General features: G+C 36.1%; 29 protein-coding genes. 6 read left to right on the forward strand and 23 right to left on the reverse strand.

Annotated features, from left to right (window positions below; translation table 11 throughout):
- Positions 1 to 42: 42 nt before the first annotated feature.
- Together RYK16_RS05835 and lysS are read left to right on the forward strand one after the other, a co-directional pair.
- The gene (locus RYK16_RS05835) at positions 43 to 1,401 is read left to right on the forward strand and encodes a solute carrier family 23 protein (RefSeq protein ID WP_314851333.1); all 1,359 of its coding nucleotides are present in this window, start codon (positions 43 to 45) and stop codon (positions 1,399 to 1,401) included.
- Between the two features lie 269 nt (positions 1,402 to 1,670).
- Positions 1,671 to 3,305, forward strand: a complete 1,635-nt coding sequence (gene lysS / locus RYK16_RS05840; protein WP_314851334.1) for a lysine--tRNA ligase — start codon at positions 1,671 to 1,673, stop codon at positions 3,303 to 3,305.
- A gap of 36 nt (positions 3,306 to 3,341) precedes the next feature.
- Here the strand turns inward: lysS and RYK16_RS05845 are convergent, their stop codons facing one another.
- Together RYK16_RS05845 and RYK16_RS05850 are read right to left on the reverse strand one after the other, a co-directional pair.
- Positions 3,342 to 3,704 (reverse strand): toxin-antitoxin system HicB family antitoxin, encoded by a 363-nt coding sequence (locus RYK16_RS05845; protein WP_314851335.1) that lies wholly within the window; start codon positions 3,702 to 3,704, stop codon positions 3,342 to 3,344.
- Positions 3,691 to 3,939, reverse strand: a complete 249-nt coding sequence (locus RYK16_RS05850) for a type II toxin-antitoxin system HicA family toxin (protein WP_314851336.1) — start codon at positions 3,937 to 3,939, stop codon at positions 3,691 to 3,693. The genes RYK16_RS05845 and RYK16_RS05850 overlap by 14 nt, the downstream gene beginning before the upstream one ends.
- A 127-nt stretch (positions 3,940 to 4,066) precedes the next feature.
- Here RYK16_RS05850 and RYK16_RS05855 point away from each other — a divergent pair, with 127 nt between their 5' ends.
- A complete protein-coding gene (locus tag RYK16_RS05855) occupies positions 4,067 to 4,870 on the forward strand; it encodes a hypothetical protein (protein WP_314851337.1) in 804 nt (267 codons plus the stop codon).
- 25 nt (positions 4,871 to 4,895) lie between these two features.
- On the opposite strand, the gene RYK16_RS05860 is transcribed toward RYK16_RS05855, so the two are convergent.
- Genes RYK16_RS05860 through RYK16_RS05870 form a run of 3 tightly spaced genes read right to left on the reverse strand, consistent with a single transcriptional unit; the run spans position 4,896 to position 7,166 of the window.
- A complete protein-coding gene (locus tag RYK16_RS05860; RefSeq protein ID WP_314851338.1) occupies positions 4,896 to 5,282 on the reverse strand; it encodes a rhodanese-like domain-containing protein in 387 nt (128 codons plus the stop codon).
- Positions 5,283 to 5,341: 59 nt separating this feature from the next.
- On the reverse strand, positions 5,342 to 6,337 hold the full coding sequence (locus RYK16_RS05865; protein WP_314851339.1) for a D-2-hydroxyacid dehydrogenase: 996 nt from the start codon (positions 6,335 to 6,337) through the stop codon (positions 5,342 to 5,344).
- Positions 6,312 to 7,166 carry a CPBP family intramembrane glutamic endopeptidase gene (locus RYK16_RS05870; protein WP_314851340.1) on the reverse strand — a complete coding sequence of 285 codons (855 nt, stop codon included), beginning with the start codon at positions 7,164 to 7,166 and terminating at the stop codon, positions 6,312 to 6,314. The genes RYK16_RS05865 and RYK16_RS05870 overlap by 26 nt, the downstream gene beginning before the upstream one ends.
- Before the next feature lie 105 nt (positions 7,167 to 7,271).
- On the opposite strand from RYK16_RS05870, the gene RYK16_RS05875 reads away from it, so the two are divergent.
- The 3 genes from RYK16_RS05875 to RYK16_RS05885 all read left to right on the forward strand — a co-directional run bounded on the left by RYK16_RS05875 (position 7,272) and on the right by RYK16_RS05885 (position 9,683).
- On the forward strand, positions 7,272 to 7,796 hold the full coding sequence (locus tag RYK16_RS05875) for a DUF7000 family protein (RefSeq protein ID WP_314851341.1): 525 nt from the start codon (positions 7,272 to 7,274) through the stop codon (positions 7,794 to 7,796).
- A 62-nt stretch (positions 7,797 to 7,858) separates the two neighbouring features.
- Positions 7,859 to 8,140 carry a hypothetical protein gene (locus RYK16_RS05880; RefSeq protein WP_314851342.1) on the forward strand — a complete coding sequence of 94 codons (282 nt, stop codon included), beginning with the start codon at positions 7,859 to 7,861 and terminating at the stop codon, positions 8,138 to 8,140.
- Positions 8,141 to 8,225: 85 nt separating this feature from the next.
- Positions 8,226 to 9,683 (forward strand): polysaccharide deacetylase family protein, encoded by a 1,458-nt coding sequence (locus RYK16_RS05885; protein WP_314851343.1) that lies wholly within the window; start codon positions 8,226 to 8,228, stop codon positions 9,681 to 9,683.
- Between the two features lie 55 nt (positions 9,684 to 9,738).
- On the opposite strand, the gene RYK16_RS05890 is transcribed toward RYK16_RS05885, so the two are convergent.
- From RYK16_RS05890 to RYK16_RS05975, 18 genes are all read right to left on the reverse strand, one after another.
- Positions 9,739 to 10,161, reverse strand: coding sequence for a flavodoxin (locus RYK16_RS05890; RefSeq protein WP_314851344.1), 423 nt, complete (start codon positions 10,159 to 10,161; stop codon positions 9,739 to 9,741).
- A 19-nt stretch (positions 10,162 to 10,180) separates the two neighbouring features.
- Complete coding sequence (locus RYK16_RS05895) at positions 10,181 to 10,735, reverse strand: DUF3793 family protein (protein WP_314851345.1); 555 nt, start codon at positions 10,733 to 10,735, stop codon at positions 10,181 to 10,183.
- Positions 10,736 to 10,866: 131 nt separating this feature from the next.
- Entirely contained in the window at positions 10,867 to 11,751 is an 885-nt protein-coding gene (locus RYK16_RS05900; protein ID WP_314851346.1) for a DMT family transporter, read from the reverse strand.
- Between the two features lie 245 nt (positions 11,752 to 11,996).
- On the reverse strand, positions 11,997 to 12,518 hold the full coding sequence (gene nrdG / locus RYK16_RS05905; protein ID WP_314851347.1) for an anaerobic ribonucleoside-triphosphate reductase activating protein: 522 nt from the start codon (positions 12,516 to 12,518) through the stop codon (positions 11,997 to 11,999).
- Positions 12,519 to 12,527: 9 nt separating this feature from the next.
- Positions 12,528 to 13,886, reverse strand: a complete 1,359-nt coding sequence (locus tag RYK16_RS05910) for an MATE family efflux transporter (RefSeq protein ID WP_314851348.1) — start codon at positions 13,884 to 13,886, stop codon at positions 12,528 to 12,530.
- A gap of 107 nt (positions 13,887 to 13,993) precedes the next feature.
- Positions 13,994 to 14,992, reverse strand: coding sequence for a DUF6709 family protein (locus tag RYK16_RS05915; protein ID WP_314851349.1), 999 nt, complete (start codon positions 14,990 to 14,992; stop codon positions 13,994 to 13,996).
- A 42-nt stretch (positions 14,993 to 15,034) separates the two neighbouring features.
- Positions 15,035 to 15,733 (reverse strand): YwaF family protein, encoded by a 699-nt coding sequence (locus RYK16_RS05920; protein ID WP_314851350.1) that lies wholly within the window; start codon positions 15,731 to 15,733, stop codon positions 15,035 to 15,037.
- Positions 15,734 to 15,828: 95 nt separating this feature from the next.
- Positions 15,829 to 16,830 carry a hypothetical protein gene (locus RYK16_RS05925; RefSeq protein ID WP_314851351.1) on the reverse strand — a complete coding sequence of 334 codons (1,002 nt, stop codon included), beginning with the start codon at positions 16,828 to 16,830 and terminating at the stop codon, positions 15,829 to 15,831.
- 110 nt (positions 16,831 to 16,940) lie between these two features.
- Complete coding sequence (locus tag RYK16_RS05930) at positions 16,941 to 18,206, reverse strand: amidohydrolase (RefSeq protein WP_314851352.1); 1,266 nt, start codon at positions 18,204 to 18,206, stop codon at positions 16,941 to 16,943.
- Positions 18,207 to 18,218: 12 nt separating this feature from the next.
- Complete coding sequence (locus RYK16_RS05935; protein WP_314851353.1) at positions 18,219 to 18,530, reverse strand: hypothetical protein; 312 nt, start codon at positions 18,528 to 18,530, stop codon at positions 18,219 to 18,221.
- A 32-nt stretch (positions 18,531 to 18,562) separates the two neighbouring features.
- The gene (locus tag RYK16_RS05940; protein ID WP_314851354.1) at positions 18,563 to 19,147 is read right to left on the reverse strand and encodes an ATP-binding cassette domain-containing protein; all 585 of its coding nucleotides are present in this window, start codon (positions 19,145 to 19,147) and stop codon (positions 18,563 to 18,565) included.
- Positions 19,147 to 19,905 (reverse strand): ABC transporter permease subunit, encoded by a 759-nt coding sequence (locus RYK16_RS05945; protein WP_314851356.1) that lies wholly within the window; start codon positions 19,903 to 19,905, stop codon positions 19,147 to 19,149. Before RYK16_RS05945 ends, RYK16_RS05940 begins: the two co-directional genes overlap by 1 nt.
- On the reverse strand, positions 19,892 to 20,920 hold the full coding sequence (locus RYK16_RS05950) for an MqnA/MqnD/SBP family protein (RefSeq protein ID WP_314851357.1): 1,029 nt from the start codon (positions 20,918 to 20,920) through the stop codon (positions 19,892 to 19,894). Before RYK16_RS05950 ends, RYK16_RS05945 begins: the two co-directional genes overlap by 14 nt.
- A 323-nt stretch (positions 20,921 to 21,243) precedes the next feature.
- Positions 21,244 to 21,597: a tRNA-binding protein gene (locus RYK16_RS05955; RefSeq protein ID WP_314851358.1), complete on the reverse strand. Its 354-nt coding sequence runs from the start codon at positions 21,595 to 21,597 to the stop codon at positions 21,244 to 21,246.
- Positions 21,582 to 21,869 carry a hypothetical protein gene (locus RYK16_RS05960; RefSeq protein ID WP_314851359.1) on the reverse strand — a complete coding sequence of 96 codons (288 nt, stop codon included), beginning with the start codon at positions 21,867 to 21,869 and terminating at the stop codon, positions 21,582 to 21,584. Before RYK16_RS05960 ends, RYK16_RS05955 begins: the two co-directional genes overlap by 16 nt.
- A complete protein-coding gene (locus RYK16_RS05965; RefSeq protein WP_314851360.1) occupies positions 21,869 to 22,399 on the reverse strand; it encodes a flavin reductase family protein in 531 nt (176 codons plus the stop codon). The genes RYK16_RS05960 and RYK16_RS05965 overlap by 1 nt, the downstream gene beginning before the upstream one ends.
- A 43-nt stretch (positions 22,400 to 22,442) precedes the next feature.
- Positions 22,443 to 23,252, reverse strand: a complete 810-nt coding sequence (locus RYK16_RS05970; RefSeq protein ID WP_314851361.1) for a Cof-type HAD-IIB family hydrolase — start codon at positions 23,250 to 23,252, stop codon at positions 22,443 to 22,445.
- 60 nt (positions 23,253 to 23,312) lie between these two features.
- Complete coding sequence (locus RYK16_RS05975) at positions 23,313 to 25,157, reverse strand: FAD-binding protein (protein ID WP_314851362.1); 1,845 nt, start codon at positions 25,155 to 25,157, stop codon at positions 23,313 to 23,315.
- Between the last annotated feature and the right edge of the window lie 13 nt (positions 25,158 to 25,170).

Below are 25,170 nucleotides of genomic sequence, written 5' to 3' on the forward strand. Positions count from 1 at the left end.
TATGCATTTGATATCATACCTAACTAAAGGGAGGAATTTCATATGAAATTGATTTATAAAGTTGAAGACAAACCACAGTTTCATCAATTAGTTATTTTTGCATTCCAACAGTTGCTAGCAATTATGGCCGCAACAATCGCAGTACCTCTCATCATCAAAAACGGTATGAATACCGCTGCTGCTCTTTTTGGTGCCGGTGTTGGTACCCTTGTTTATGTTGCATTTACTCGTAAGAAGAGCCCGGTATTTTTGGGTTCTTCTTTTGCGTTTATTGGTTCGATGTCCGCTGCGTTTGCTGGAGCTTCCAGTATGGCAGCTGGATATGTTGGACTCATTATTGGTGCAGCGTTTGCAGGACTTGTATATGTCGTAATAGCATTATTCATTGAGCGTATTGGTGTTGATTGGGTAAATCGCATCATGCCACCAGTTGTTATTGGTCCTACAGTTGCAATTATCGGTTTATCACTAGCAGCCAATGCAGTTGGTGATTTACAGACAAGTAGTTTAACTGGTGAAAGAACACAGTTTGCTGTACTAGTTGGTATCATTGCCCTACTTGGTGTAATGATTGCAAGTACCTATGGTAAATCCCATGCTAAGATGATTCCATTTATCATTGGTATCCTAGCTGGTTATATCGTAGCCGCTATCCTAACATTTATCGGTGTGCAAACAGGTTATGAACCAATGCAGATTCTAAACTATCAACCTATCGTTGATCTATTCGCAAACGGCATTTCCTTCTCAACATTCTTCAAGATTCCAGACTTCACATTTATTACAGCACTAGAAGGCATTAAGGATATTGACCTTGGCTATATTGGAACAATCGCAGTAGCGTACATCCCTGTATCCTTCGTCGTATTTGCAGAACATATTGCGGACCACAAGAATATCTCAAGTATTATTGAAAGAGATTTATTAAAAGATCCAGGTTTAGATAGAACATTACTTGGTGATGGTGTTGGTTCTATAATTGGAGCATTCTTCGGCGGTTGTCCGAATACAACATATGGTGAATCCGTAGCCTGTGTGGCCATCACAAAGAACGCATCTGTATTAACAATTATCGGTGCTGCAATTGAATGTATCTTAATCTCATTCTTTACACCATTCGTTACATTTATCTCCACTATCCCAGCATGTGTTATGGGTGGCGTATGTATGGCACTCTACGGATTTATCGCTGTAAGTGGATTAAAGATGGTTCAAAAGATTGACTTAGACCACAACAAAAACCTATTCGTTATCTCAAGTATCTTAATCTCAGGTATCGGTGGATTATCACTAAGCTTCGGTAAGATTACAATCACATCTATAGCTTGTGCATTGATACTAGGTATTATCGTAAACAAACTTTTATCAAAAGAACCAGAAAACACTGAAGAAAACCAGTAAAGTTGATTGCAGTTTTGATAAAAAATTGTTACACTATGCGTGTTGAAGGACAACGACGGAGATAGAACATATAAAGTATCTTACAGCGAGTTTCTGATGGTGAAAGTGAAACAGAGAGGATATATGTTGACAAGGACTCCCGAGTCATTCCGCGATCGCGTTAACAATCAAAAATGAGGCAGTATTAGATACTGTAAATTAGGGTGGTACCACGAACAAGCTCTCGTCCCTTGACGTAGAGCTTTTTTATATGAAAAGGAGGTCATCATATGGCAGAAGAAAAGAACATCATTACTGAGCAACTCCAAAAGGAACTTGCTCAAAGACAAAAAGCATTAGAAGAAGCACAAGCTGCACTTGAGAGTACAAAGCAAGCAATCAAGGAGAATGCAAAGAAACTTGTCAAAGCTGTTGAAGAAGTTCGTTTAACAGACCAACAGGAAGTACGTATTGCAAAGATGAACGCCTTACGCGAACAAGGTATTGACCCATTTGGTAAAGCATTCAATCGTACAAGCAACTCACAGTTGATTAAAGACGAATATGGCGAAAAGAGCGCTGAAGAACTAGAAAGATTACACGCTGAAGTTTCCATCGCTGGACGTATCATGCAAAAGAGAAGAATGGGTAAGCTTGGCTTCATTCACCTCTTAGACCGTGAAGGCAAGATTCAGGTAGTCATCAACAAGCGTATCATTGGTGATGAAGTCTATGAATTATTTAAGGCAAGTGACTTAGGTGATATCATCGGTATTCGTGGTACAGTTATCAAGACACAGACTGGTGAATTATCCGTAGAAGCACATGAGTATACTCACCTCTCCAAGGCACTACGCCCTCTTCCTGATAAGTTCCATGGTTTACAGGATAAGGAAGAACGTTACCGCAGAAGATATGTTGATCTCATCATGAATGATGAATCCCGTAAGATTGCAATCCTACGTCCACGTATTGTAAGTGCAATCCGCCGTTACATGGATAGCCAAGGCTACCTTGAAGTAGAAACACCTATCTTACAGCCAATTCTAGGTGGTGCAAATGCTAGACCATTCATCACTCACCATAACGCATTAGATAAGGACTTCTATTTACGTATCGCGACTGAGTTACCACTAAAGAGATTAATCGTTGGTGGACTTGAAAAAGTATATGAAATTGGACGTATCTTCCGTAATGAAGGTATGGACCTCAAGCACAACCCAGAATTTACAACAATGGAAGCATATTGTGCATACACAGACCTTGAAGGCATGATGGAATTAAACGAAGGTTTATTCGAACATGTTGCATTAGAGGTTTGTGGTACAACAGACTTCAAGTTCATGGGCCAGGACATTTCATTAAAGGCCCCATTCAAGAGATGGAACATGGTAGATGCGGTTAAGGAAGTAACTGGTGTTGACTTCTGGCAACCAATGAGTGTTGAAGAAGCATACAAGCTTGCGCAAGAACATCACATCACAGTTGAACCACATCAGATGACAGTTGGACACATCATCTCCCTATTCTTCGAAGAATTCTGTGAAGATAAGATTGTTCAGCCAACATTTGTATATGGTCACCCAATTGAAATTTCACCACTTGCAAAGAAAAACCCAGAAGATCCACGTTTCACAGATCGTTTTGAGTTATTAGTAAATGGTATTGAAATGGATAATGCCTTTACAGAGCTAAACGACCCTATCGATCAAAGAGAACGTTTCGAAGCTCAGCTCAAGGCTAAAGAACTTGGTGATGATGAAGCTAACGAGATGGATACAGATTACGTAGAGGCACTTGAATACGGTCTACCTCCAACAGGTGGTATCGGCTTCGGTATCGACCGCTTCGTAATGTTATTGACAGGAACAGACTCCATCCGTGATGTACTCTTATTCCCAACAATGAAAGATAGAAATAACTAACATAAAAAGCCAGCTAATCTGGCTTTTTTAATATGCTTATTTACTATTTTTGATTGCGTCATTTTTTGATAATAGATATACGCAATATTGATTCATACTAACACCCTCTTCTTTAGAGTGTTGAGCCAAAGATCGATGAAGACTCTTCGGAAGACGTAACTTAAACTGCCCAGAATATTCAGAGGCAGTTGGATCTGGAATAGCAATATGATTTTCCAAAGCAGCAATTAACCATTCCCTTTTAGCATCTTCAGCATTCTTAACAACATCATCTAACGTTTTACCAACTGTAATACATCCATTTAGTTCAGGATAGCTTGCGACATATCCACCTTCATCTACATCAGGAATAATCTCTAAACGATATGGACATTGTAGGTAATACTCAATTGTATTCATTAAGACCCTCCTCTACTATCTTTCGAACCATTTCAACATATATTTTTTTAATAGGTTCATGTTTTGGAATTGTAATAGGATTTTTACCTGATTTACGAAAAGTATAATGACTGCTACCACTTGAAGGTGCTGTCATTTGATATCCATAGTACTCCAATACCTTTTTCAACTCCTGAAAACGCATATCTTTAGATAAAGATAAAATCCTATTTAAAAGTTTATCCCATTTAGACATTCATCTTCCTCCATAGTATATTTGGTGTCATATTTGGTGTCAATATTTTTATGACTACTTACTATCTTTATACTTATAAATTCAGTACTCTCCATACAAATATAGATAATAATGTTACAATGCATACATGAATAAACTATCACTAACATACTTAACAAAAGCATTCAATCGATTAGAGAAATATTTACCTGATGATACGGATACTCTTTTAAGTTGGTATGATATTCATCCTGACTATTATGCTGTTACAACTATCGGTAAGTATGTATACTGCTTATTTGCCTTACCAATAATGTCATCAAATGGAAAAGAGATTAAGCATGTTTGTGAGATTGATAGTAATGTATTAGAACGTATCACAATACTTGTATATGAGGATGACACGATTATCGCGGATATCTCGGGATTACATGCATCCATGGATACACTATTAACCAATGAGAAAGTATTTAACTTCTGTGCAGATGAATCTGATTGGACTTATCTTGAACATTATTGTCTCTGTGGTAATTACTTCCCTAAGATTGCTTATCCACCAAATAAAGAAAGCTCCTCCCTACTAGTTTCAGGAGAAGCCTTACTAATTACAAATGCATATGTAACCACAGCTTATCGTAGACAATTAATATTCCGTAACATGGTCCAGATGATTAAGGAACATGCATTACGTTATTCCTATGAAAATACAGATTTATATACCGCCATTGCATTAGATCCTGATATTGCACAGTATGGACCTGATACAAGGCCAGAACCCTATTACTATTCTTTCGAGGTTGATGAACCTCGTCGTCTAGTAAATGTAAGTATCATGGAGAAGTTAAACTTTACACCAATACGCTTAGAAGCAGATGAAATCGGTGATGGCACAAAACTCTGGTTTGCTTTACAACACGAAAAGGAAATCTCTAAAACTGAGCATTTATCATAAAGAAAACTGGTCGATTGACCAGTTTTTACTTTTCAATTTCTCCTTGCCAACTTTGGATACCACCAAAGTCTACAACATTTGTATAGCCAAGTTCAGCTAGTTTCTGTGCTGCTTGACGGCTACGGTTACCACTACGGCAATATACCATAATGAGTTGTGACTTATCCTTTAAACTATCTACCTTACCTGCTTGAATATCTTCATTAGAAAGATTTACTGCATTAGGGATATGTCCACTTTCATACTCAGCAGCTGTTCGAACATCAAGGATGAGAGCATCCTTATTGTCTTCGATCATTTGTTGAGCTTCTGTTGATGAGATTGTTTTGTAGCTACCTGATGTTTCACTTGTCTTAGTAACCATACAGCCAGCCAAGAACAATGATAAAGCAAGAATCAATAATTTTTTCATTTTCTTTTACCTCGCACTTTTATGATAGCCATAACTAACTAAAAATACAAAGCATATGCCTAGTTTACTCTAGATTTAGATGTACCTGTTGTAATCACTTCAACAGCAGCGTTTAATGCACCTTCTACAAGGTTCTTAATTGCTTCATCTGTAAAGTATGCGATATGTGGTGAATACATCACACGTGGGTGATGTACAAGCCGTGCAAATACCTCATCTTCGATTAGCTTATCTTGATAATCCTTTTGGATATATGGCATTTCATACTCGTAAGTATCAATACCTGCACCAGATAGAATACCTTCATCCAAAGCCTTTAGTAGCCCTTCTGTATCAACAATAGAGCCTCTTGCCATGTTTAATAAGATAGCACCAGGCTTAAACTTCTGAAACATCTCATAGTCAAAGCAATGACGATTATCTGCGGTTGCTGGCATATGAATGGAAACGATATCTGCATCCTTAACTGCTTCTTCAATCGAGTCTTTATATGTTAGGATACTCTTAATTCCTTCATTCTGATATAGATCAAATCCAACAAGTTCACATCCGAACCCATGGAATAATTTCGCTGTAATTTGCCCAATTCTACCTGTTCCAATAATCGCTACTTTCATATCTCCCATTACTCTTCCACAGATGGATGGTTGCCAACGGAAGTCGTTTTTTGCGACGTTAGCAATGATGGTATTGTTATTGCGAACAAGATTCAAACCAGTTAATACTGTATATTCTGCAATCGATTCTGGTGAGTAACTAGGAACATTTGTAATCACTAAGTTATTTTCTGTTGCGAGTTTTAAATCATATAATTCATATCCTGCACTCACTAACGCAATCTGGCGAATACCATACTCGCGTAAGGTACTATAGATCTCTTTATCGATAGTACCTGCAGCTTGCGAGTTGATGATACCATCATATCCCTTCGCAAGTTTTACACTTTCTGCAGTCAATAATTCTGATAATACTGTTACTTCAATCTGATTTTCTTTTGCCCAGTTTTCAGCAATTTCTTTCATCATTGCATTAGCATGATACAGAATTAATTTCATGGTTTTCTTTCTCCTTTTTATGGATAGCATAAATCATATAGATGAGTAATAGTATTGTAGGTAGTAAACTAATTTCTTCTATACGTGTGATAAGTAAGTATGTAGAAGTTGTATCAAGTGCTGATGGTAATGTAGATGTAAAGTTGTTCAAGATATGCATACCGATTGGTACCCACAGAGAACCACTGTATTCATATACCACTGCTAATGCAATACCAAAGAATGTTGTATAAACACTCTGTACAAATTCTCCATGCCAAATACCGAACATCAATCCAGATAATACAATCGCTACATATGGGTTACATACCTTCTTAATGGAGTTATGGATAATCCCACGGAATAAGAGTTCCTCTGCGATTGGCCCAAAGATAACAACAGATAAGCATACCCAGATATATGGGTCTTCACCTATCGTTGACCAAGCAGAGTCAAAGCTTTCAACACTCTGTGCAACAAATGGTACATTTGCAAGTTGTGTATATGCAAAGTCTAGCCAAAGTGAACTAACTAAACCCATACCAAGTGTAATAATGATTGCAAATGGAACAATCAACCACTTAGGCATTTTAGTATCTGCTAGTACAAGACCTGTCTTCTTTCTAGAAGTAAAATAGAACACAAAGAATAGTAAGATACATGTAACCACGCAGATAACTGTATCAAAGAAATAGTTGCTAAGTGCTTCAATTTGTTCCTCTGTAAAGAAACTATATCCAAACCCTACTACAATATCTGAAACTACGTTATAGATAGCTAACGCAAGGATAATGAGTCCAATTGATTTTAGAATATTACGGCTGTTATTTTTTAATTTATCAAAATTCATAGAATGAACCTCCGTTCTTTATTATATATGAATGATGAGGTATGATAAAACCATATAATCTTAAAGTTATATGAAGTATAATCTGATTATGTGGAGGTTGATGCTATGCCAAAAGATATGAACTATTATCTTGATACCTATCAAAAAGTAGTAAATCAAGGTGATTTACAAGTCGCATATATCGAAATCATGAACTATTTTACAAAGTTACATAATTCTATCCCTTCTATGTTCACTGTCAGTGAAATTACACCTGGGTTTATGGATTACAGTTACTTCTCTATTCATGATGCGTTTTTATATGACCGCTATCTAAAGTTTATCATCGCATTAGATCATCATACTCTTGGCATTGAACTTTGGCTTGTATCACAAAATGAAAAAGTAAAACATGCATACAATGTACTTCTAGCAGATTCAGAATGGCATGATAAGTATTTGCATAATCCTGCTTTTGGTATGATTGAAGTTTCTATTGTTGATCGTATTCAACCAGATAACGCAGATGATCAAATGCCTAGAATATTAGAAACAATCCAGCAATATACTTCCCGTATTGAAAGTTTTCTCTATGCGGATGAAATACGTTTCCCAATAACATCCACAAAAGATTTTACGGAATCAGAATAGTTTCGCTTGTATACAAGATTTATTTCCATTATGATATCTTCAACCTTAAAGGAGAAAATAAAATGTCAGATATTAATGTACAAGAACTAGCAACAAAGGTAGTTGAAGAATTAAAAAAGAGCCCAGAAAAGTTAAAGGCTTTCGCTGCAAACAACGAAGTATTAAAGGGTATCTTAGGCGATGATGGAAAGTTAACAAAGGAAGACTTTGACCGTATCGCTGCTGAAGTTAAGAAGAACGACATCGTTAAGGGCCTTCTTGATAATTTACAGAATGTAGCTAACGCAGCTAAGACAGCTGGTGAAGGCTTAATCGACAAGGCTAAGGATTTATTCAGTAAATAAAATCTTAATCTACCACCAGTAATAAAACTGGTGGTTTTTTTCTTTTTACCATGATTAATGGTAAAATAAATAAAGAGGTATTTTTATGAACAGAAAAACAATCAAAAAACCCTTAACAAAGTTTTTGATGTTCGTGACTGTCTTATTTTTATTTAGTGCAAGTCTTGTAGTATTACTAAATAAATGGGAAGTTGTAATAGAAATAAACGGCGATCAAACAACACTTGTTGAGTATAAATCAAACTATAAAGACCAAGGTGCAGTAGCCTATAAACAAGGTACAATTCTTACCTTCTTACGTGAAAAGTTAGAAGTAGAAAGCAAAGGTACTGTTGATACAAGTAAATTAGGTTCTTATAAAATTGAGTATAGTGCTGAAAAAGATGGTTTAAAAGCTACACAAGAGCGTACAGTTGTTGTACAAGATACAACACCACCAAAAATTACACTCACATCAAATCCAGATGGTTATACCCTCTTCAATCATCCATATGAGGAAGAAGGTTATACTGCAATGGATAATTACGATGGTGATTTAACAGATAAAGTTATTCGTGAAGAAAAAGATGGTGTTGTAACGTATAAAGTTATCGACTCTCATGGCAATAAAGCTATTAAAGAGCGCAAGATTATCTACGATGATCGTAAAGGACCTGAAATTACACTCGTTGGTGGTAATGATGTGACCTGGGTTCGTGGAAATGAATTTGTGGATTCTTATACTGCAATCGATGATTTAGATGGAGATATTACTGCAAATACAGTCGTTAATGGTAGTGTCGATGTTTACACTCCTGGTGATTATACACTTACATATACATGCAAGGATTCCCATAACAACGAAACAACTGTACAGCGTGTAGTACACGTACAAAATCTTCCGCCAAATCAGATTCAAGCAGAAGACAATAAAACAATTTATTTAACATTTGATGATGGACCAAGTGCACATACACAACGTCTATTAGATGTACTAGCTAAGTACAATATTCCAGCAACCTTCTTCGTAACTGCTTTACAACCTGATTATATCTATATGATTCAAAAGGAAGCACAAGCAGGTCACGTTGTTGCGGAACATTCCTACACGCATGACTATTCAAATGTGTATTCTAGTACTGATGCATTCTGGAATGACTTTAACGCAATGAACAATATCATCTACCAACAGACAGGAACCTACGCAAATCTGTTCCGTTTCCCTGGTGGTTCCTCTAATACCGTTAGCCGTAATTATACTGCAGGTATAATGACAGCCCTAGTAAGACAGGCTGCTTTAAAGGGCTACACTTACTTTGACTGGAATGTATCCAGTGGTGATGCAGGTGGAGCTTCCACACCAGATGAAGTCTATGAAAATGTAATCACTCAAGTTCAAAACGCTTCAGCGAATAATCGTCCTTCTGTTGTATTACAACACGATACAAAAGGTTTCTCAGTGGATGCAGTTGAACGCATTATCGTCTGGGGTCTACAGAATGGTTACCACTTCTCATCATTAACAGCAGGTAGTTATACTGCTCATCATGGTATCGCAAACTAAACAAAAAAACTGCCACTTCCTAGAAAGTGACAGTTTTATTATTTCATATCTTTGATTAAGCTAATGCTTCACCTAATACTTTGCACTGTGCTAATGCACCATCATCAGGTTCATAGTTTGCCATAACACCATCTTGTACTAAAACAGCTCCATCTGCTGCTACACGATCCTGCCATGTACGCATCCATTCGCCATCACCCCAACCATAGGAGCCGAATAGACCAACCTTCTTACCAGCTAGGCTACCTTCAACGTCAGCGAACATTGGTTCAAACACGCTCTCTTCAAGCTGTTCAACACCCATAGCTGGGCTACCGAATGCGATTGCATCGTAGTTAGCTACTTCACCAGCTGAGAATGCATCTGCTGTTAAAACAACAACTTCTGCTCCCTTGCTCTTTGCGCCTTCAGCGACAGCCTCTGCCATCTTTTCTGTGTTACCTGTTGTACTTGTGTACACAACTGCTACTTTACTCATGATTTTTTCCTCCTTTAATTTAGACAAATCTAACTAACTGCTCTAAAGACATTCCTTTTTCGAAATGTTCCAAATATGCATATGTACATTTCTCATATATTTGGAATAGATGTTTTGCCATCTCCTCATTGCCATAAACTTTCCAAGTTCCGACAAGTTTACAAGGTTTACTATCCTCAATAAAACCTCGAACATCTTCTGCAGGATACCCCAAGAAACATCCAATTTCATGTGGGAAAGCACGTTGATGAGATGCTTGAATACGTTGACTTAACACATCAATACATGCAGACATATCATCAATTGGATACCCTCTTTCCTTTAGAATCGAAACAACATCTTCTTTAGATAAATCCATCTTCAACCAAGTTGGTCGATATAGATAGATAAGTGCTCGATCCTTTGGATAACTGAGGACAGTCATTCTAAGATCACAATTTCTGAAACGATGATTGATTTCTGCAATCTGTTTCATTAACTGTTCTTTACAAGAATAACCACAGTTAAAAAGGTTCCCAGTTTTGACACCGGCTAATGTCGGTGCACAATGTTCTACAATGAGTTCTTCTGGCATAATTTTCAGTAGTTAGTTACACTAAACTAACTAAGTTAAATATAATACTTTTCGTTTTGCTCGTCAACTGATATTATTCGATTCGAAACCATTATAAAAAGGAAATACAAGATGTGTATCTCCCTACAAATTTAACTTTCTTTTTTCGCTCCAACTGGTATGACAAGTAGAATAACAGATACAAGAACGAATATAATTCCAATCCATTGACGTACTGTTAATAACTCATGGAATACAATCACACCAATGAATAAACTTGTGAGTGGTTCAAATGTACTAAGTAGCGAAGCCTTTAGACCACCTGTAATTAATACACCATGTTGGAATAGTAATACCGCAATAACAGACACTACTAATGCAAGTATAAACATAGATACCTGTCCCATCGGTTCTGTAACAATCATCAGCTGACCACTAGTGATGCCAATAATACCTACCGCAATGGACGCAAATAAATTAATCCAGAAGGATAGTACAGTTGGATCGATTTCATCAATTCCCTTTTGATCACAAGCAATTACATATACGCTATAGATAAATCCTGCAAGAATTGCGACTGCAATACCAACCACTTTAATTTCACCTTGAATTGCGTTTAATAGAACAATACCTGCTAAACATAAAATCATACATAGGATTTGTTTCTTAGAAGGAAATGTATGATACATCAAGATAGATAACACCATGACAAAGATAGGATGTGTATAGAATAAAATCGTTGCCATACCTGAATCTAAGTATGTATAGGCAATAAATAACGCAACTGGAATTAATCCAAATGGAATCGCAATCTTTAACATTGGTACGATTTGTTTACGTTCAATCGAAAAGATATTCTTCCTCATAAACGGTAATATTACCGCAAGAATGATTGTCGCGTAGAAACAACGACAGAACGCAACAGTAATCGGTGTTGCGCCATAGCTATATGCCATCTTTGTAATCAAAGGCATTAAGCCAAATAGTGATGAGGACATAACAATCTGTAAATGTCCTAAGATGTTCTTATTCTTCATAATCTACTCCTCTTTCTTCAGAATGCGATATTTCGTTGTCCATTGAAAGATGCGCTGTATTCTTGAGTATAGATAACCATCAAAGAATACTGCTATTTTATCTACATCATCTAGATAAAATCCTTTTATATTTTATTTCCAAATACAACATTTTAGTACATGCATGTCGAATATATCCAATCTTTTACGGCCATGCAATCATTACTATACCATGTAAAAAAGAGAATGGAATTCTTTTTCCACTCTCATTCAATTAGTAATACAACCTTCCCCTCTTTGCGGGTTTTCTTAAGATCAATAACACGTTGGTTTTCTGAACCACGATACATCAGACGAAGATTCTTCTTCTGCCACATAAATGGTCCATCAATCAAAACATCTAATAAGTCCAACATTTCATCAGTCACTTCAGTGTGTCTTCTTCCACCCTTTAAAAGATCTTTCTCATAAATAAATCCTGTATAACTCCATAAATCTTTTTCTGGATAGCGTTCTTTTACCTTACGAAGTAGTTTTACAAGCTCTATCTGATTTTCTGGTTCAAATGGTTCTCCACCAAGAAGTGTTAATCCTTGGATATACTCTTTGCCCAGTGCCTCTAAGATATGATTTTCTACTTCTTCGGTATATAGCTGTCCATAGCAGAAACTCCAAGTCTGTGGTTGAAAACAACCTTTACAACGATTTGTACAACCCGATACAAAGAGTGATACACGCACCCCCGGACCATCCGCAATGTCATATTCTTTGATATTTCCGTAATACATAACTACCTCCTAGGACGCAGCTTTACGCGTAAAGTCTTTAATATACTCACCCTTTAAAATTCGACGAATACATAAAATAATTTTAAAAATAACGTCAAAACGTAAGAAGAAGTATACATATGTTACAGGTAACTTCCAAACAAAGGCCGCAAGTATTCCCATTGGTAGACCAATAAACCACATACAACCCGCATCAACACGGAATGCATAATGCATATCCCCTGCACCGCGTAAGATACCTACAATCGCCGTATTTTCAATCCCTGTAAATAACATAATCCCCGCAATCACAGTCATAAACTGATATGCAAGATTCTTTGTCTCAACTGTTACATTTGGGTATAGAGATAATACTGGTGTACGTATGGAAAGTACAACTCCACACGCAAGGATGCCTACAAACGCAGATAACACCAAAAAGGTTCTACCGATTTGTTTTACGCGCTCATAATCACCTTGTCCAACTGCTTTTCCTGTTGTAATCGTAGCACTTTTTGCCATGGAATAGACAAGAATCATTACAAATTGTTGAGCTACACTGGCAATTGATGCGGCTGCGACATAATCACTACTCATTCTGCCGATGATAGCTAGCTGTGTAGATACTGCCAAACTCCAAATCAAATCGTCCCCAATGACAGGAAGACTTAAATGGAAATATGTAGGAATCATAGTTTTATCAAAGTCAAAGATATCACGTAAACCAAATCGAATATCCTTCTCATGATAGCGTGCATAAATACTTGCACATACTAACTGGAACGCTCTTGCGACAATCGTACCGATTGCGGCACCAACAACACCTAACTTTGGAAAACCAAAGTTTCCATAAATCAAAAGATAATTACAGATTAGATTAACAAAGAAAGATCCTGTATATACAACTGCACTGATTTTAACATTTTCTTTTGCGGATAATGATGAGAAGTACCACATGGATAATCCATTCAATAGATATGAAACAACGACTACTTGAAGATAGGATACACCAAGTTCTACCAACTTTTCATCACTTGCAAATATATGAATGATTTGTCGTGGAAATAACCAACAAGCTCCCATATATAGTACAGATACGACGATAACTGACCATAACATAACACTCATGATATGTTTAATCTTTTCGATATTCTTCTGTCCCCAATATTGAGAAATCATAACCGCCCCTGCAGAAGTCAAACCAAACGCAAAGACATTAAAGATAAAGTATGGTTGCCCTGCCAAGGTGACTGCTGATACTGCCGCATCTCCTAATGAGCCAACCATGACTGTATCTAACATCTGCACACAGAAATTTATAATCTCCTGAATCACAAGAGGTATCATCATCGCTACTAAATGTTGATAGAATTGACGCTCTTTAATCATTGAATCCCCCTCTCATTTGGCTACTATTATAGCATACCTAAATTCGTGAATTCTCCCTTCATAAAACAAAAAATATGTTCCTACATTACTGTAAGAACATATCTTCTTTAGCGTCTTGTCATCTCCTTATATGCACGTTGGTTTTCGTTTGTATAACCTAGCATAACAGAAGGATTCTTCATCGCAATTGTATCTAAGATTTCTTCAATCGCTTCCTTCTTTAAGAAGCCTGCAGGAGTTAATTGCATCTTACCACCATCTACTAAGCGACATAATGCATACTGATTTACTACAACGAAGTTTCTTCTCATTACATAACGATATGCCCAAAGAATATCTTCATAAGGTCTCATCATACCCTCTGACTTAGAGATAACGTAGTTATCTAGAAGAAGACAGTTTGCATCTTTATTTACTTGTAAGTATGTCTGTAGTTCATTCCAAGCTTCATAGAGTCTTCCTGTGCTCTCGAGGTATGCAATTGTCTTTTCAACATTCTTATTTTTCTTATTGAAGTCATATGCGCAAACTGCACCGGCAAGTACAACTACAATACCCACTAAGAATAGAGTTTTAACAAGATCCTTATTATATTCAACACCGTTAGAGAAGTAATAAGTACCTATATACTTACGCATCTCTTCCGTAGTCTTTTGATAAGAATTTCCAATAGCATTTACATATTCATCTGCCAAGAACTTTTGTACACCATATAAACGATATGGCTTTGGAGCCAACTCCCCAGTTTTATCATCACCACGTGTTGACCAGTATGCTTGTTGTTCTTTCATCTGATTGTAGATACTCTGGTCAATTTTAACTACATTTAATAAACGGTCAGTATCAACTGCTACATAGTAATAATCAGAACCTTGATACGCACTATAATCGTCAATCGCGATAATATCGATATAAGTATACTTACCATTTTGCTTGCTGTTATCAGCGTTAAACATAACGGCACTATTCTTATTTGCCAATAACTTTGGCATTACTCTTGGCAATGTCATTAATCCAATACCAATAATGCAAGCAATTAATGACAGAATAATTGCCTGGTTTCCTTGTTTAAAGTACTTCCTAAATCCTTGTTTGATATCTTCCATAAAATCTCCCTCTGTAAACTGTGATACTTTTTTATTTTACCATTAAATAATGATGTCTTCCTCAACATTTTTATGATTTAAGTGATGAATATACAGATATGTCTTTTCTGTAACGATTATAATTACACTAATTAGCACAGAAAGTATAAAGAATAGCTGTATTGGCGTAAAATCAAATGGAAACATTTTTGGCAAAACTCTTAAATAACTATAGTTACTTCCCATAAAATGATTTACAAATGAAATCGCAAGATTCATCAAAATTGTATACAAGAAAATATCTTTATAACTTAATACAGTTTCCTCTTTCCTTAAAATAATAACTGCCGATACACCCAATAATATATGACTAAAGATATAAGTAATGTTTGTAATATGTGGCCATAAAAATGGAGAAGGATCTGGAAAAGAGAATGCAATGATTGCACCTAGAAGACCGAGCCATGAAAAGTATCTCATTAGCTTCTCTTTCTTCAATAAATATGATACTGCAAGCATGATTGCGGATAATCGACAATGATACAGTGGTAATCCTTCTTTGGTAAATAACATTGGGTTTCCTAAATACCATAGAAATAAAGTAAACTGTAATACTAAACCAAGTATTAAAGAAATCCGCAATAACTTTTTGTTATTCTTTTGCGTATACGCAAACAGTAAAATTGCCACAAACACAATACGAATAATCAATATAGGCATGTTATGAACCCCATCCGGTTCATAGCGAAAGAAATATGACATATTAATAAACCTCTTTAACCTATTATAACAAATATATTGCCATAATATAAAAAGATATCAATTAACATGTATGCATGAAATTGATATCTTTAATTTTAGTGTAAATCTAGTGCAGAATAATCTGCATCTGGTGTTTGCGTTGTTCTAGCTGCTGCTTCAGCTGCCTCTTGACTTGCATAACCATAAATGAATCTACTAGCAATTAGATTAATCAGATTACCAGCATGCATCGATTCTCCATGTGCAAGAGAATATTCACCATTACTATTCTTTCTTAGCACTACATCTTTGAAGTACGCAGAAAGATAATATGTAACGTTTGTACCATCATCCAATGTGTAGTTAATCTCAGAGATTACGTACACTGTGCTAGTTTGGTTTCCAGACATCACGATCAGTTTCTTGGCTGTTACTGAATTAAAAGTAGCGCCAGATCCATTCTTAGTAGCGTCAGGTTGTTTTGCTATAGCTTCTGAAACCAGTAAATCAATATTGTCTTGGCTGAGTTCATCTACATTTTTAAGGTATTCATCTAGACCACTAACTGTGTATATCTTTGATTTTTCTGTCAGTTGATATGTATCACTTTCTGCTGTCACTGTAAATGTATCATCATTTGATAATTCATCAGTTTTAGAAATTTGATATTTAATTTTAGCTGTATTGATAAGTTCCCCTTTATCATCTTTGGTATCTCCTAATTTCATTTGACATTTTCCTTTACCATCGATACCAGAACATTCAATGGTTACGTTAGAAAACGGGTCAACCTTTGGACGATTCATCTTTTCAACAAAATTAAAAATAATCACCGCAAATAATAATATACTAATCGAAATTCCGATTCTCTTACGTGTACGTGCTTTCTTAACTTCTTCAATTTCATCGTTTGCACGTAAGTATCCTTTTTCTTTTGCATAAACAATCTTTTCTTCATGATCCATCTGCTCTGCAGTAGACTTTCTCTTTGGTTCAATTCTCTTATAATCACAATAAGGACATACGATTTGATCATAATTATCGTTATATGCCTCTATCTTCAAGTTCGCACCACATTTAGGACAAACCATGCTTGCATTCTTTTCTGTATCTGTCATTTGAATTCCCCCCCACTTTTATCACTTACAATTTAATCATATCTATTTTTGACCAATAGTCAAACAAATTTAAAAAAGAATTGCTATCTTTTTGATAGCAGTTCTTCAATTTATTTTCCTTGTAAATATGCTTTATACACTTCTTTATCCATACTGTGATGTGAAGCTTTGATTTGTTCGATTAACTCTGGTTTCTCTAATAAATCAACGATACATCCACATACAATTTTTGCTGGTTCTACGAATGCTTTATATGTATCTTCAATCTTAAAATCTACACCATGGATTGCACCGCTAAAACCATTGTATCCAAATTGAATCATTGGATAGAAACAGGATACATCACCTACATCTCCACCGGCAATACTTCTTTCATTTGCAATGATTTTATCTTCTGTTGTGTAATCCAAAATATTCTGATGTGCAACTTCGCTGAGTACTGGGTTTGGTGTAAATGGTAGATATCCTATCATATCCGCAAATTCCACTGTTCCACCTAATGCAGCAGCGCAGTGTTGTGCCATCGAGGTAATCTCGTGATCAATTTCTAATAATTTATCTTGATTTAAGGTACGAATGTAACATTCATAGATTACTTCTGACGGCACGCTATTAATTGTATCTCCACCCTTTGTAAGAATACCATGTACTCGTACCATATCCTTTTCTTCAAAGGTTTCACGCAACATTCCTAAAGCTGTATTGAATAGTGTAAATTCATTGAGCGCATTGATACCTAGATGTGGAAGTACTCCTGCATGTGATGCCTTTCCTTTGAAGATAATTTTCTTATATTTAAATCCTGCTAGAGAGGAGCCATAACCATATGCATATTCAGAGCCCATCGCATGTAAGTGTATGATACAGTCACAATCTCCAAATACACCGGCTTCTAGCATGTTCATCTTTCCACCGATGAATCGAATCTTTCCATCTTGGATAAGTTTACGACGATAGTCTAAATCTGTATATTCCTCTGCCGGTGTAAAGAACAATGTTACTTTTCCTTTCTGTTCTAATAAACCAGATTTCTTTAATGCAATAATTGCATTTACCATGATTGCGACTTGTGTACTATGTCCGCATGCATGTGCTGCGTGATCCTTTGGATTTGAGCATGGATGGCCTTCTACAGGAATCGCATCCAATTCCGCAATCAGCCCAATATGAGGTTTTCCCTGTCCGATAGTAACTTGGAATCCTGTCTCAAAGTATTCTGTCTCTACGTTAATACCGTACTTTTCAAGTTCTTTTTGAACAAGCTTCTTTGTTTCAAATTCTTTATAACCAAGTTCTGGATGCAAAAACAACTCCTTGCCGAATGCAATCATCTCATCTTGTTGCGCATCGATAATTTTATTAATCTCTGTCTTCATATAGTCTCATCCCTATTCCATCGCATCCCAATGTTCAATCTCATCAATCCAAGCAAGTTCGTCGTTCTTCACGCGATTGTAAACATCCTTGGATAATTTATTTTTTTCAAAGAAACCTGCTTTACGTAAGATAAACTCTGGATTAATATTTGTTTTCTTTATCTTACGAGAAACTTGTACAACCATTGCAGGCACTTCATTTCCATGCAAAGGAATCATTACAATATCGTTTGGTTTTATAGATATATCTCTACTTTGAAATAGTAGTGCATCTTTACAATCATTTGCGTATACCTTTATATAAATCGGTTTCTGATTAAACATGTTTTTAGTCCTTATATAAAAAGCTACATTCATTATAATTCATGTAGCTGATATTTATCAAAAACAGTATATTCATCTGCGTCATGCGTTACCCAAAAGACTGTCTTATTTTTGATTCGTTCTTTGATGAACAGCATGACTTTTTCTTTTGTAGTATCATCTAATCCTTTGAGAGGTTCATCAAAGAATAAGATATCTGCATTTGCGTACATTGCACGTAGAATTGCGACTCTGCGTTTCATACCACCAGATAATGTAGATACCTTTTGGTACATGTCATCTAAACCAACTTGCTTAAAATCTTCTTTTAACTGATTTAATAAATCATTCTTAGATTGATTATGAACGACCATCAAAACATTTTGCATGGCACTTAAGTTTTCACAGAGTCTATCTTCTTGAAATACAGCTGCTTTACGATAATTTTGTAGTGGAGTTATTGTGCCAGAATCAGGTGTTTCCAAGCCCATCAACATTCTCAACAACGTTGTCTTACCACAACCAGATTGACCTTTAAGTACATGTACCATACCAGTTGCAAAGTTATGATTCCAACTTACAAAAACTGGATGTTGATCAAATGTTTTAGAAATATCATGTAATTGAATTGTATCCATTATAGACACTCCGTTTCTATATACTTGATAATCATACGTATCAAAGCCATCACTATTTTTTCTAATACAGTACTTAAGAGAATAATCACTAGTGTCCACGCGAATAAATCAGCTGTATCAAAATATACTTTCGCTTGTTGCAGATGTTCTCCAATCGAAAACTTTGGTAGGCCAATGACTTCTGCCGCAATTCCCGATTTCCATGCAAGACCTAAAGCTAGTGAACACGCACTCTGGAAGTATGGCAGAACGCTAGATGTATAAATATAACGAATACGAGTAAAAGTAGATAGTTCAAATACATCAGCCATCTCTAATAATTGTTGATCACACATCTCAATACCCTTTCGTACATTCTCATAGAAAATTGGAAAGACCATCAAGAAGGAAATCACAATAGATAATTGTGCAGAGCGCACCCAAATCAGCACAAGTATAATAAACGAAGCGACAGGAATAGATTTAACAGTAAAGATAAGTGGTGCTAGTAACTGTTTAAACCAGTTATGCTTTGCGGCAAATACAGCCATTAAAATTCCTACGACCATCGCAATGAGAAAACCAAAACTAATATTCAATAAAGAACGTAGTATCGATTGATAGAAGTCTATTGTCTTTAGTAATTCTATCAAGCGAAGAACAACGGTAAAAGGAGATACCAGTAGTATCTCCTGATTTAATATCATACTGACGGCTTGCCATACGAGTAGCCAAAACAGTATTGTCCAAATTTTAATCTTTGATTTAGTTAGCTCCATAATAGAAATCATCTTCCGGTAAGCTGCCACCGACAGACTTAGGATTCTGCTCATTTAATACATTGAGGTAACCTGATAGTTTTTCTTTCATATCCTTACCATCGATATATGTAATGTTGCAGAATGGTAATGCTTTTTTAGCGACTGCTGCCGCAATGATATCATAGGATTCAATCATTGTCGCTGCTTCATCGTTATTTTCATTCACATACTTAATAGATGCTTTATACTTCTCTAAGAAGTCCATGACAGCTTCTGGGTGTGCTTCTACGAAATCCTTGCGAGCCACTACAACACCTGTAATTAATGAACTCTTATTCTTTTCGTTTGCTTGAATTGCGTCCCATTCTTTTGTTAAGTCTAATGCCGAGTGAATCTTATCATTCTTAGCTGCAGCAGCAGTTACAAATGGCTGTGGTAACATTGCGATAGCATTAGGATCTTGTGCTAAAGCCTGAACACATTCTGCATGCTCACTCTTCCACTCAATCGTAACATCTGTACCAACCTGAAGGCCGTTCTTTTCTAAAATGTAGTTGAGTACATACTCTGGAGTTGCACCCTTACCACTAGCGTAAATTGTCTTACCCTTTAAGTCTGCTACTGAATGGATAGAATCCCCTGTTTCGCAGATATATAGAACACCTAATGTATTAATCGCTAATACCTGTAAGTTCTTTTCCATCTTGTTATAAAGTACGGAAGAAAGATTTGCTGGAACAGCCGCAATATCCACTTCTCCCTTTACAATCTTTGGAGTTACTTCATCAACTGCAGATAAGATTTCAAACTTATAATTGTTTGAAGTAATCTTACCTTCATCACTTTCCTTCATCATTTGAACCATACCCATAGATGTAGGACCCTTTAAAGCCGCTACATTTACATCAACTGGTTCAACCACCTTTGGAGTTTCAACTGGTGCTGAGGACTCTTTCTTTGTTGTTGGCGCACATCCTGCCAAAAGTGCTACAGATAAGACAGTAGCAAATAATTTCTTTGCGATATTTTTCATATTCTCTCCCTATGCCAATAAATATCAATCACACTATCTGTGTAATCTTGCTTATGTAAGTAGAATCATTTAAATTGATTCTCTTCACTATTTTCCAATTGTAACGCGAATGTTATAAACATACCACTAATGTGTTCACAGCATACTTTTCACATTTTAAAACATGCAAATTACATACAAATAGATTATATAAGTTAGTCTATACTAACAAGCAAATTATATCATAGCCTCATTTGAATACAACTAAAGCGATTATCTCTACTTTTTCTTCATAAAAATACCGATGCATATCAGGTATACACCGGTATTCACTATCTATTTGTTTAAGATGCTCTTGTGCCATTTGGTAATGGATGTTCTGGGAACAATAATGTATCCGCAATACCATCATCGTAACCAAGTGTCACTAACATACCATGGGATTCCATTCCCATGATTTTTCTTGGTGCAAGATTCACTAGGAATAGTGCCTGCTTTCCTTCAACTGTCTTGTAGTCTTCACGTACTTCACGAAGACTACATACGATTGTACGAGGTTCTTCCTCGCCAAGATCAACTGTTAACTTCGTTAGCTTTGTAGATTTTTCTACATCTTCCACTTTTAAGATTGTACCTGCACGAAAATCCAATTGTCCAAATACATCAAATGAAACTTCCTTTTTTATTTCTGCTGCCATGTTCTCTCCTTCTTCTTTATTTTTGGTACTGTAATACCTATCATCATACCTATTAACATTCCTAGTCCAATACCTAAAGTAACCGAATTAATGATATAGATACCACAAATAATACCAATCACACTGCCAATGCCACAACCCACAAGCATATACGTCTTTTCCGCATCAAGGCGATTGCCCATTGGATCATGTTTATGTCTTGCATAATAAACTAACCAGACACTAACAACAATCACTAATACAACTGATAGGCTATATATTACTAGTCTCATTACTCACCATCTTCAGACTGTAATACCTTTACAATTTCACCAACGAAGAAACGATGGAAATCTTTATTCGGATAACAATCTTCTACAATTGCAGGAACATTGAATCCTTCTTCTTTTAAATCACCTGTATATAACTTCTTGCATACAAATGCATACTTAGACTCTTTGATATAAGTTGTATTGTCCGTAAATCCTGGTGTTAAATTTGCTTCTTTAAATTTATCAATATCACGACCTGATTTAGATCCAAATATTGCCAAAGCTCTCTTTTGAGATTGTGGTAAAAGATTGACTGTAAAGTATTCTTCTTTCTCCATAAAGTTAAGTGTATAGCGAGATGGACGAACATATACAAGTATCGTTGGTAGATTATGTTTTCCCTCGTATCCCCATATTGAACCAAAATGTCCCCAAGAAACTGTCATACCATTGTATCCAGTATCTTGATTACCAGCACATACTATCATCCACTCGTTTGCGAGCATATTTGTTGGATTAAATACTAGGTCTGTATAATTAATTTCTTTCATACCATACCTTCTTTCCATATTCATTATAAATTAGAATTCATTGCTAATTTATGAGTGTTTCATGAAAGATACCATAATGGTAAAGAGCTTTTTCAATTCCATCATCATCAATATCAGCAGTTATATAATCCACAACAGCTTTTACATTTTCGTTTCCATTTCCCATCGCAACAGAAACTCCTGCTATCTCTAGCATTTTTACATCATTGTCTCCATCGCCAAAAGCCATAATCTCTGATAGCTCTAAATTGTAGTACTGCAATATCTCTTTGATACCAATATCTTTGCCACCCTCTTTGACGATGATATCTCTAGCATGGTCGTGCCATGAGGTTGCTTTGCAGTGTGGCATATATTTCAGCACTTCACTAATCTGCATCTCATCTAATCCATATGGAATTACTTGAAGGATATCTTCTTGTAATACATTTGAAACATCTTTTGTCTCAGAAACATCAGAACTAATATCACGCTGTACTTGTGCAACTAAATCATTTGCGTAATTCATATACATTTCATCCTGTGTAATAAATGTACATGGAAAAGGTGTTTGATCTAATGATTGTAGTAGTCCTTTCATATCCTCTTTAGGAATTGGTTTTGTACTAATGACTTCATTTTTATTAAAACAATACATACCATTTAAACAAAGATATGCATCAAACTCTAGGTTATCTGGTAGTAATTTTCTTAATTCAATGGGATGTCTACCAGTAGCTACAAATGTCAGTATCCCCTGTTTACGCAAACGTGAAATTGCATGAATTGTAGAAGTTGGTACTGCATGTTTGCGATGTGAAATTAATGTACCATCTACATCGAAGAAAATTGCTTTGATATCGCATTGTGTCATAGAAAAGCCCCTTTATTACTTCTATCTTAGCATAGAAAAAGAGCTCGAGAGCTCTTTGGTTTATTTGGTATTTTGTGCAGCGTAATATCCTGCTAAACGTCCAGAGGTTAATGCATAACCCTGTGCTGCACCACCATAGGTGACATATGCTTTCCCAGACGCGAATAATACACCCATAGAATCATTCCCAACCGCGTATACATTTGGAATTGGTTTATGCTCTGCTGTTAGTACATTGAAGTTTGTATCCACATCTAAACCACCACTTGTGGAATATACGTATGCAGCACCTTTAATCGCATAGAATTTTCCATCTGTTTTGCCATGTACATCAGATATCGCTAGCTTGATACCTAATTTATCACCCAGTTCAGAAATTGACTCAGCGGTAATCACATTGTCATATTTTTCTCCGATTGCCAATATACTTTCAATATTAGGAATTGGTGTATTTGGTTCATAATTACCACCTTGTGATAAGAATGTTGGTTTATTGAATGTAGACATTCCACTCGTCTTCATCTTGGTGATTTCTTCTGCACTGTAGATAGTATAAAATTCCTTCCCGGCTAACCATGCATTAAAGGCAAGATTCTTTCCTACTTTTTCATTAAATGGATTTCCAGATGAATCTACCATAACAGCACTAGTATCAAGTAGTAATGATGTAAGAATTGCTTTTTCATCTGCACTAACATCATCAGCGCGAATCATATTTGAAACCTGAGCGATATGTGTTGAAACTCCTACATCAGGATTTATTAATGTAGCACCTACTGTTTGCGCCATTTGAATACCAGCACCATTACACTGGGTCATGCCATAAGTATGCCATACACTTCCTGTATACTTTTGACACATCTCTTCATTTCCGATAAATCCACCAGTTGCTAGGATAACTAATTTTCCATAGATCTCATATGTTGTGCCATCATAAGAAACAGCTTTTACACCAATGACTTTGCCATCGGTATCTTTTAATAACTCTTGTGCTGTTAGCTCTGTCATATACTCATTCTTTTCATTTAAAGCAGTTGCTTGATTCATTGAATTTATATATGCAGTATCTTTATCTGTTCCAGATTTGTCTGCATAGGTCGTCCATAGTGGCCATAACTTTGTATGGTAGAAACCAAACATCTTTTCACCAAAGTGAAAATCAAAATTCGACTCTAGCCAATCAAATGTTTTTCCTGACTCCTGAACAAACTTGCGAATCATTTCTTCCTTCGCATCACCTTCTGTATAGGCCAACCAGTCCTGTATTAATTCCTCTTCGTTTACAAACGGATTTCCGTCATTTAGTGCAACTTGTCTTGTAGGATTTACAGCCATCGCACCTGCTGCCATGGCACCATTACCACCGATCTTAGCAGCTGAGTCCATACCAAATACAGTAGCTCCATTACTAGCAGCACTTAGATATGATGTAATACCAGATGTACCTAGACCAATAACGATGACATCATAGCCTTCTTTCTTCACAACGTCCGTTGACTTAGGAATCTCAATCCTCCACTCATCTGCATTACCACCATTTTCGTTGATGATGTTTTGAAGGATATATTTTACGGCAATACTGGATTCCGTAGCACCTGTAATATTATCAACATGAATAGACTGACTATCAATAATACGTGGAAATAGTTTTTCTTCAATTGCCTTATAGATACTTGCAGTGCTTCCTGCATTCATGGTTTCAATAGATACAATCTTATTATCTTTAAATGTAATGCTCAGTTTCATTTCACCATCAACTGCATACGCTGGTGCATTACCTTCATATGTTCCATCCATTACTTTTGCGTTTTTAACACCAGGTTTTACAGCCGGCTTTAAATAAGCGGCACAACCACTTAGTATGAACGCACCAGCAGCTAGTACGCTCCATATTTTATGATTCATATATCCTCCGGAT

The sequence above is a fragment of the uncultured Solobacterium sp. genome, assembly GCF_963550625.1.
Taxonomy (GTDB): Bacteria; Bacillota_I; Bacilli_A; order Erysipelotrichales; family Erysipelotrichaceae; genus Bulleidia.

Coding starts and splice junctions, on each gene's coding strand:
- RYK16_RS05835 (WP_314851333.1), top strand. CDS start 43: ATGAAATTGATTTATAAAGTTGAAGACAAACCACAGTTTCATCAATTA.
- lysS (WP_314851334.1), top strand. CDS start 1,671: ATGGCAGAAGAAAAGAACATCATTACTGAGCAACTCCAAAAGGAACTT.
- RYK16_RS05845 (WP_314851335.1), bottom strand. CDS start 3,704: ATGAATACAATTGAGTATTACCTACAATGTCCATATCGTTTAGAGATT.
- RYK16_RS05850 (WP_314851336.1), bottom strand. CDS start 3,939: ATGTCTAAATGGGATAAACTTTTAAATAGGATTTTATCTTTATCTAAA.
- RYK16_RS05855 (WP_314851337.1), top strand. CDS start 4,067: ATGAATAAACTATCACTAACATACTTAACAAAAGCATTCAATCGATTA.
- RYK16_RS05860 (WP_314851338.1), bottom strand. CDS start 5,282: ATGAAAAAATTATTGATTCTTGCTTTATCATTGTTCTTGGCTGGCTGT.
- RYK16_RS05865 (WP_314851339.1), bottom strand. CDS start 6,337: ATGAAATTAATTCTGTATCATGCTAATGCAATGATGAAAGAAATTGCT.
- RYK16_RS05870 (WP_314851340.1), bottom strand. CDS start 7,166: ATGAATTTTGATAAATTAAAAAATAACAGCCGTAATATTCTAAAATCA.
- RYK16_RS05875 (WP_314851341.1), top strand. CDS start 7,272: ATGCCAAAAGATATGAACTATTATCTTGATACCTATCAAAAAGTAGTA.
- RYK16_RS05880 (WP_314851342.1), top strand. CDS start 7,859: ATGTCAGATATTAATGTACAAGAACTAGCAACAAAGGTAGTTGAAGAA.
- RYK16_RS05885 (WP_314851343.1), top strand. CDS start 8,226: ATGAACAGAAAAACAATCAAAAAACCCTTAACAAAGTTTTTGATGTTC.
- RYK16_RS05890 (WP_314851344.1), bottom strand. CDS start 10,161: ATGAGTAAAGTAGCAGTTGTGTACACAAGTACAACAGGTAACACAGAA.
- RYK16_RS05895 (WP_314851345.1), bottom strand. CDS start 10,735: ATGCCAGAAGAACTCATTGTAGAACATTGTGCACCGACATTAGCCGGT.
- RYK16_RS05900 (WP_314851346.1), bottom strand. CDS start 11,751: ATGAAGAATAAGAACATCTTAGGACATTTACAGATTGTTATGTCCTCA.
- nrdG (WP_314851347.1), bottom strand. CDS start 12,518: ATGTATTACGGAAATATCAAAGAATATGACATTGCGGATGGTCCGGGG.
- RYK16_RS05910 (WP_314851348.1), bottom strand. CDS start 13,886: ATGATTAAAGAGCGTCAATTCTATCAACATTTAGTAGCGATGATGATA.
- RYK16_RS05915 (WP_314851349.1), bottom strand. CDS start 14,992: ATGGAAGATATCAAACAAGGATTTAGGAAGTACTTTAAACAAGGAAAC.
- RYK16_RS05920 (WP_314851350.1), bottom strand. CDS start 15,733: ATGTCATATTTCTTTCGCTATGAACCGGATGGGGTTCATAACATGCCT.
- RYK16_RS05925 (WP_314851351.1), bottom strand. CDS start 16,830: ATGACAGATACAGAAAAGAATGCAAGCATGGTTTGTCCTAAATGTGGT.
- RYK16_RS05930 (WP_314851352.1), bottom strand. CDS start 18,206: ATGAAGACAGAGATTAATAAAATTATCGATGCGCAACAAGATGAGATG.
- RYK16_RS05935 (WP_314851353.1), bottom strand. CDS start 18,530: ATGTTTAATCAGAAACCGATTTATATAAAGGTATACGCAAATGATTGT.
- RYK16_RS05940 (WP_314851354.1), bottom strand. CDS start 19,147: ATGGATACAATTCAATTACATGATATTTCTAAAACATTTGATCAACAT.
- RYK16_RS05945 (WP_314851356.1), bottom strand. CDS start 19,905: ATGGAGCTAACTAAATCAAAGATTAAAATTTGGACAATACTGTTTTGG.
- RYK16_RS05950 (WP_314851357.1), bottom strand. CDS start 20,920: ATGAAAAATATCGCAAAGAAATTATTTGCTACTGTCTTATCTGTAGCA.
- RYK16_RS05955 (WP_314851358.1), bottom strand. CDS start 21,597: ATGGCAGCAGAAATAAAAAAGGAAGTTTCATTTGATGTATTTGGACAA.
- RYK16_RS05960 (WP_314851359.1), bottom strand. CDS start 21,869: ATGAGACTAGTAATATATAGCCTATCAGTTGTATTAGTGATTGTTGTT.
- RYK16_RS05965 (WP_314851360.1), bottom strand. CDS start 22,399: ATGAAAGAAATTAATTATACAGACCTAGTATTTAATCCAACAAATATG.
- RYK16_RS05970 (WP_314851361.1), bottom strand. CDS start 23,252: ATGACACAATGCGATATCAAAGCAATTTTCTTCGATGTAGATGGTACA.
- RYK16_RS05975 (WP_314851362.1), bottom strand. CDS start 25,157: ATGAATCATAAAATATGGAGCGTACTAGCTGCTGGTGCGTTCATACTA.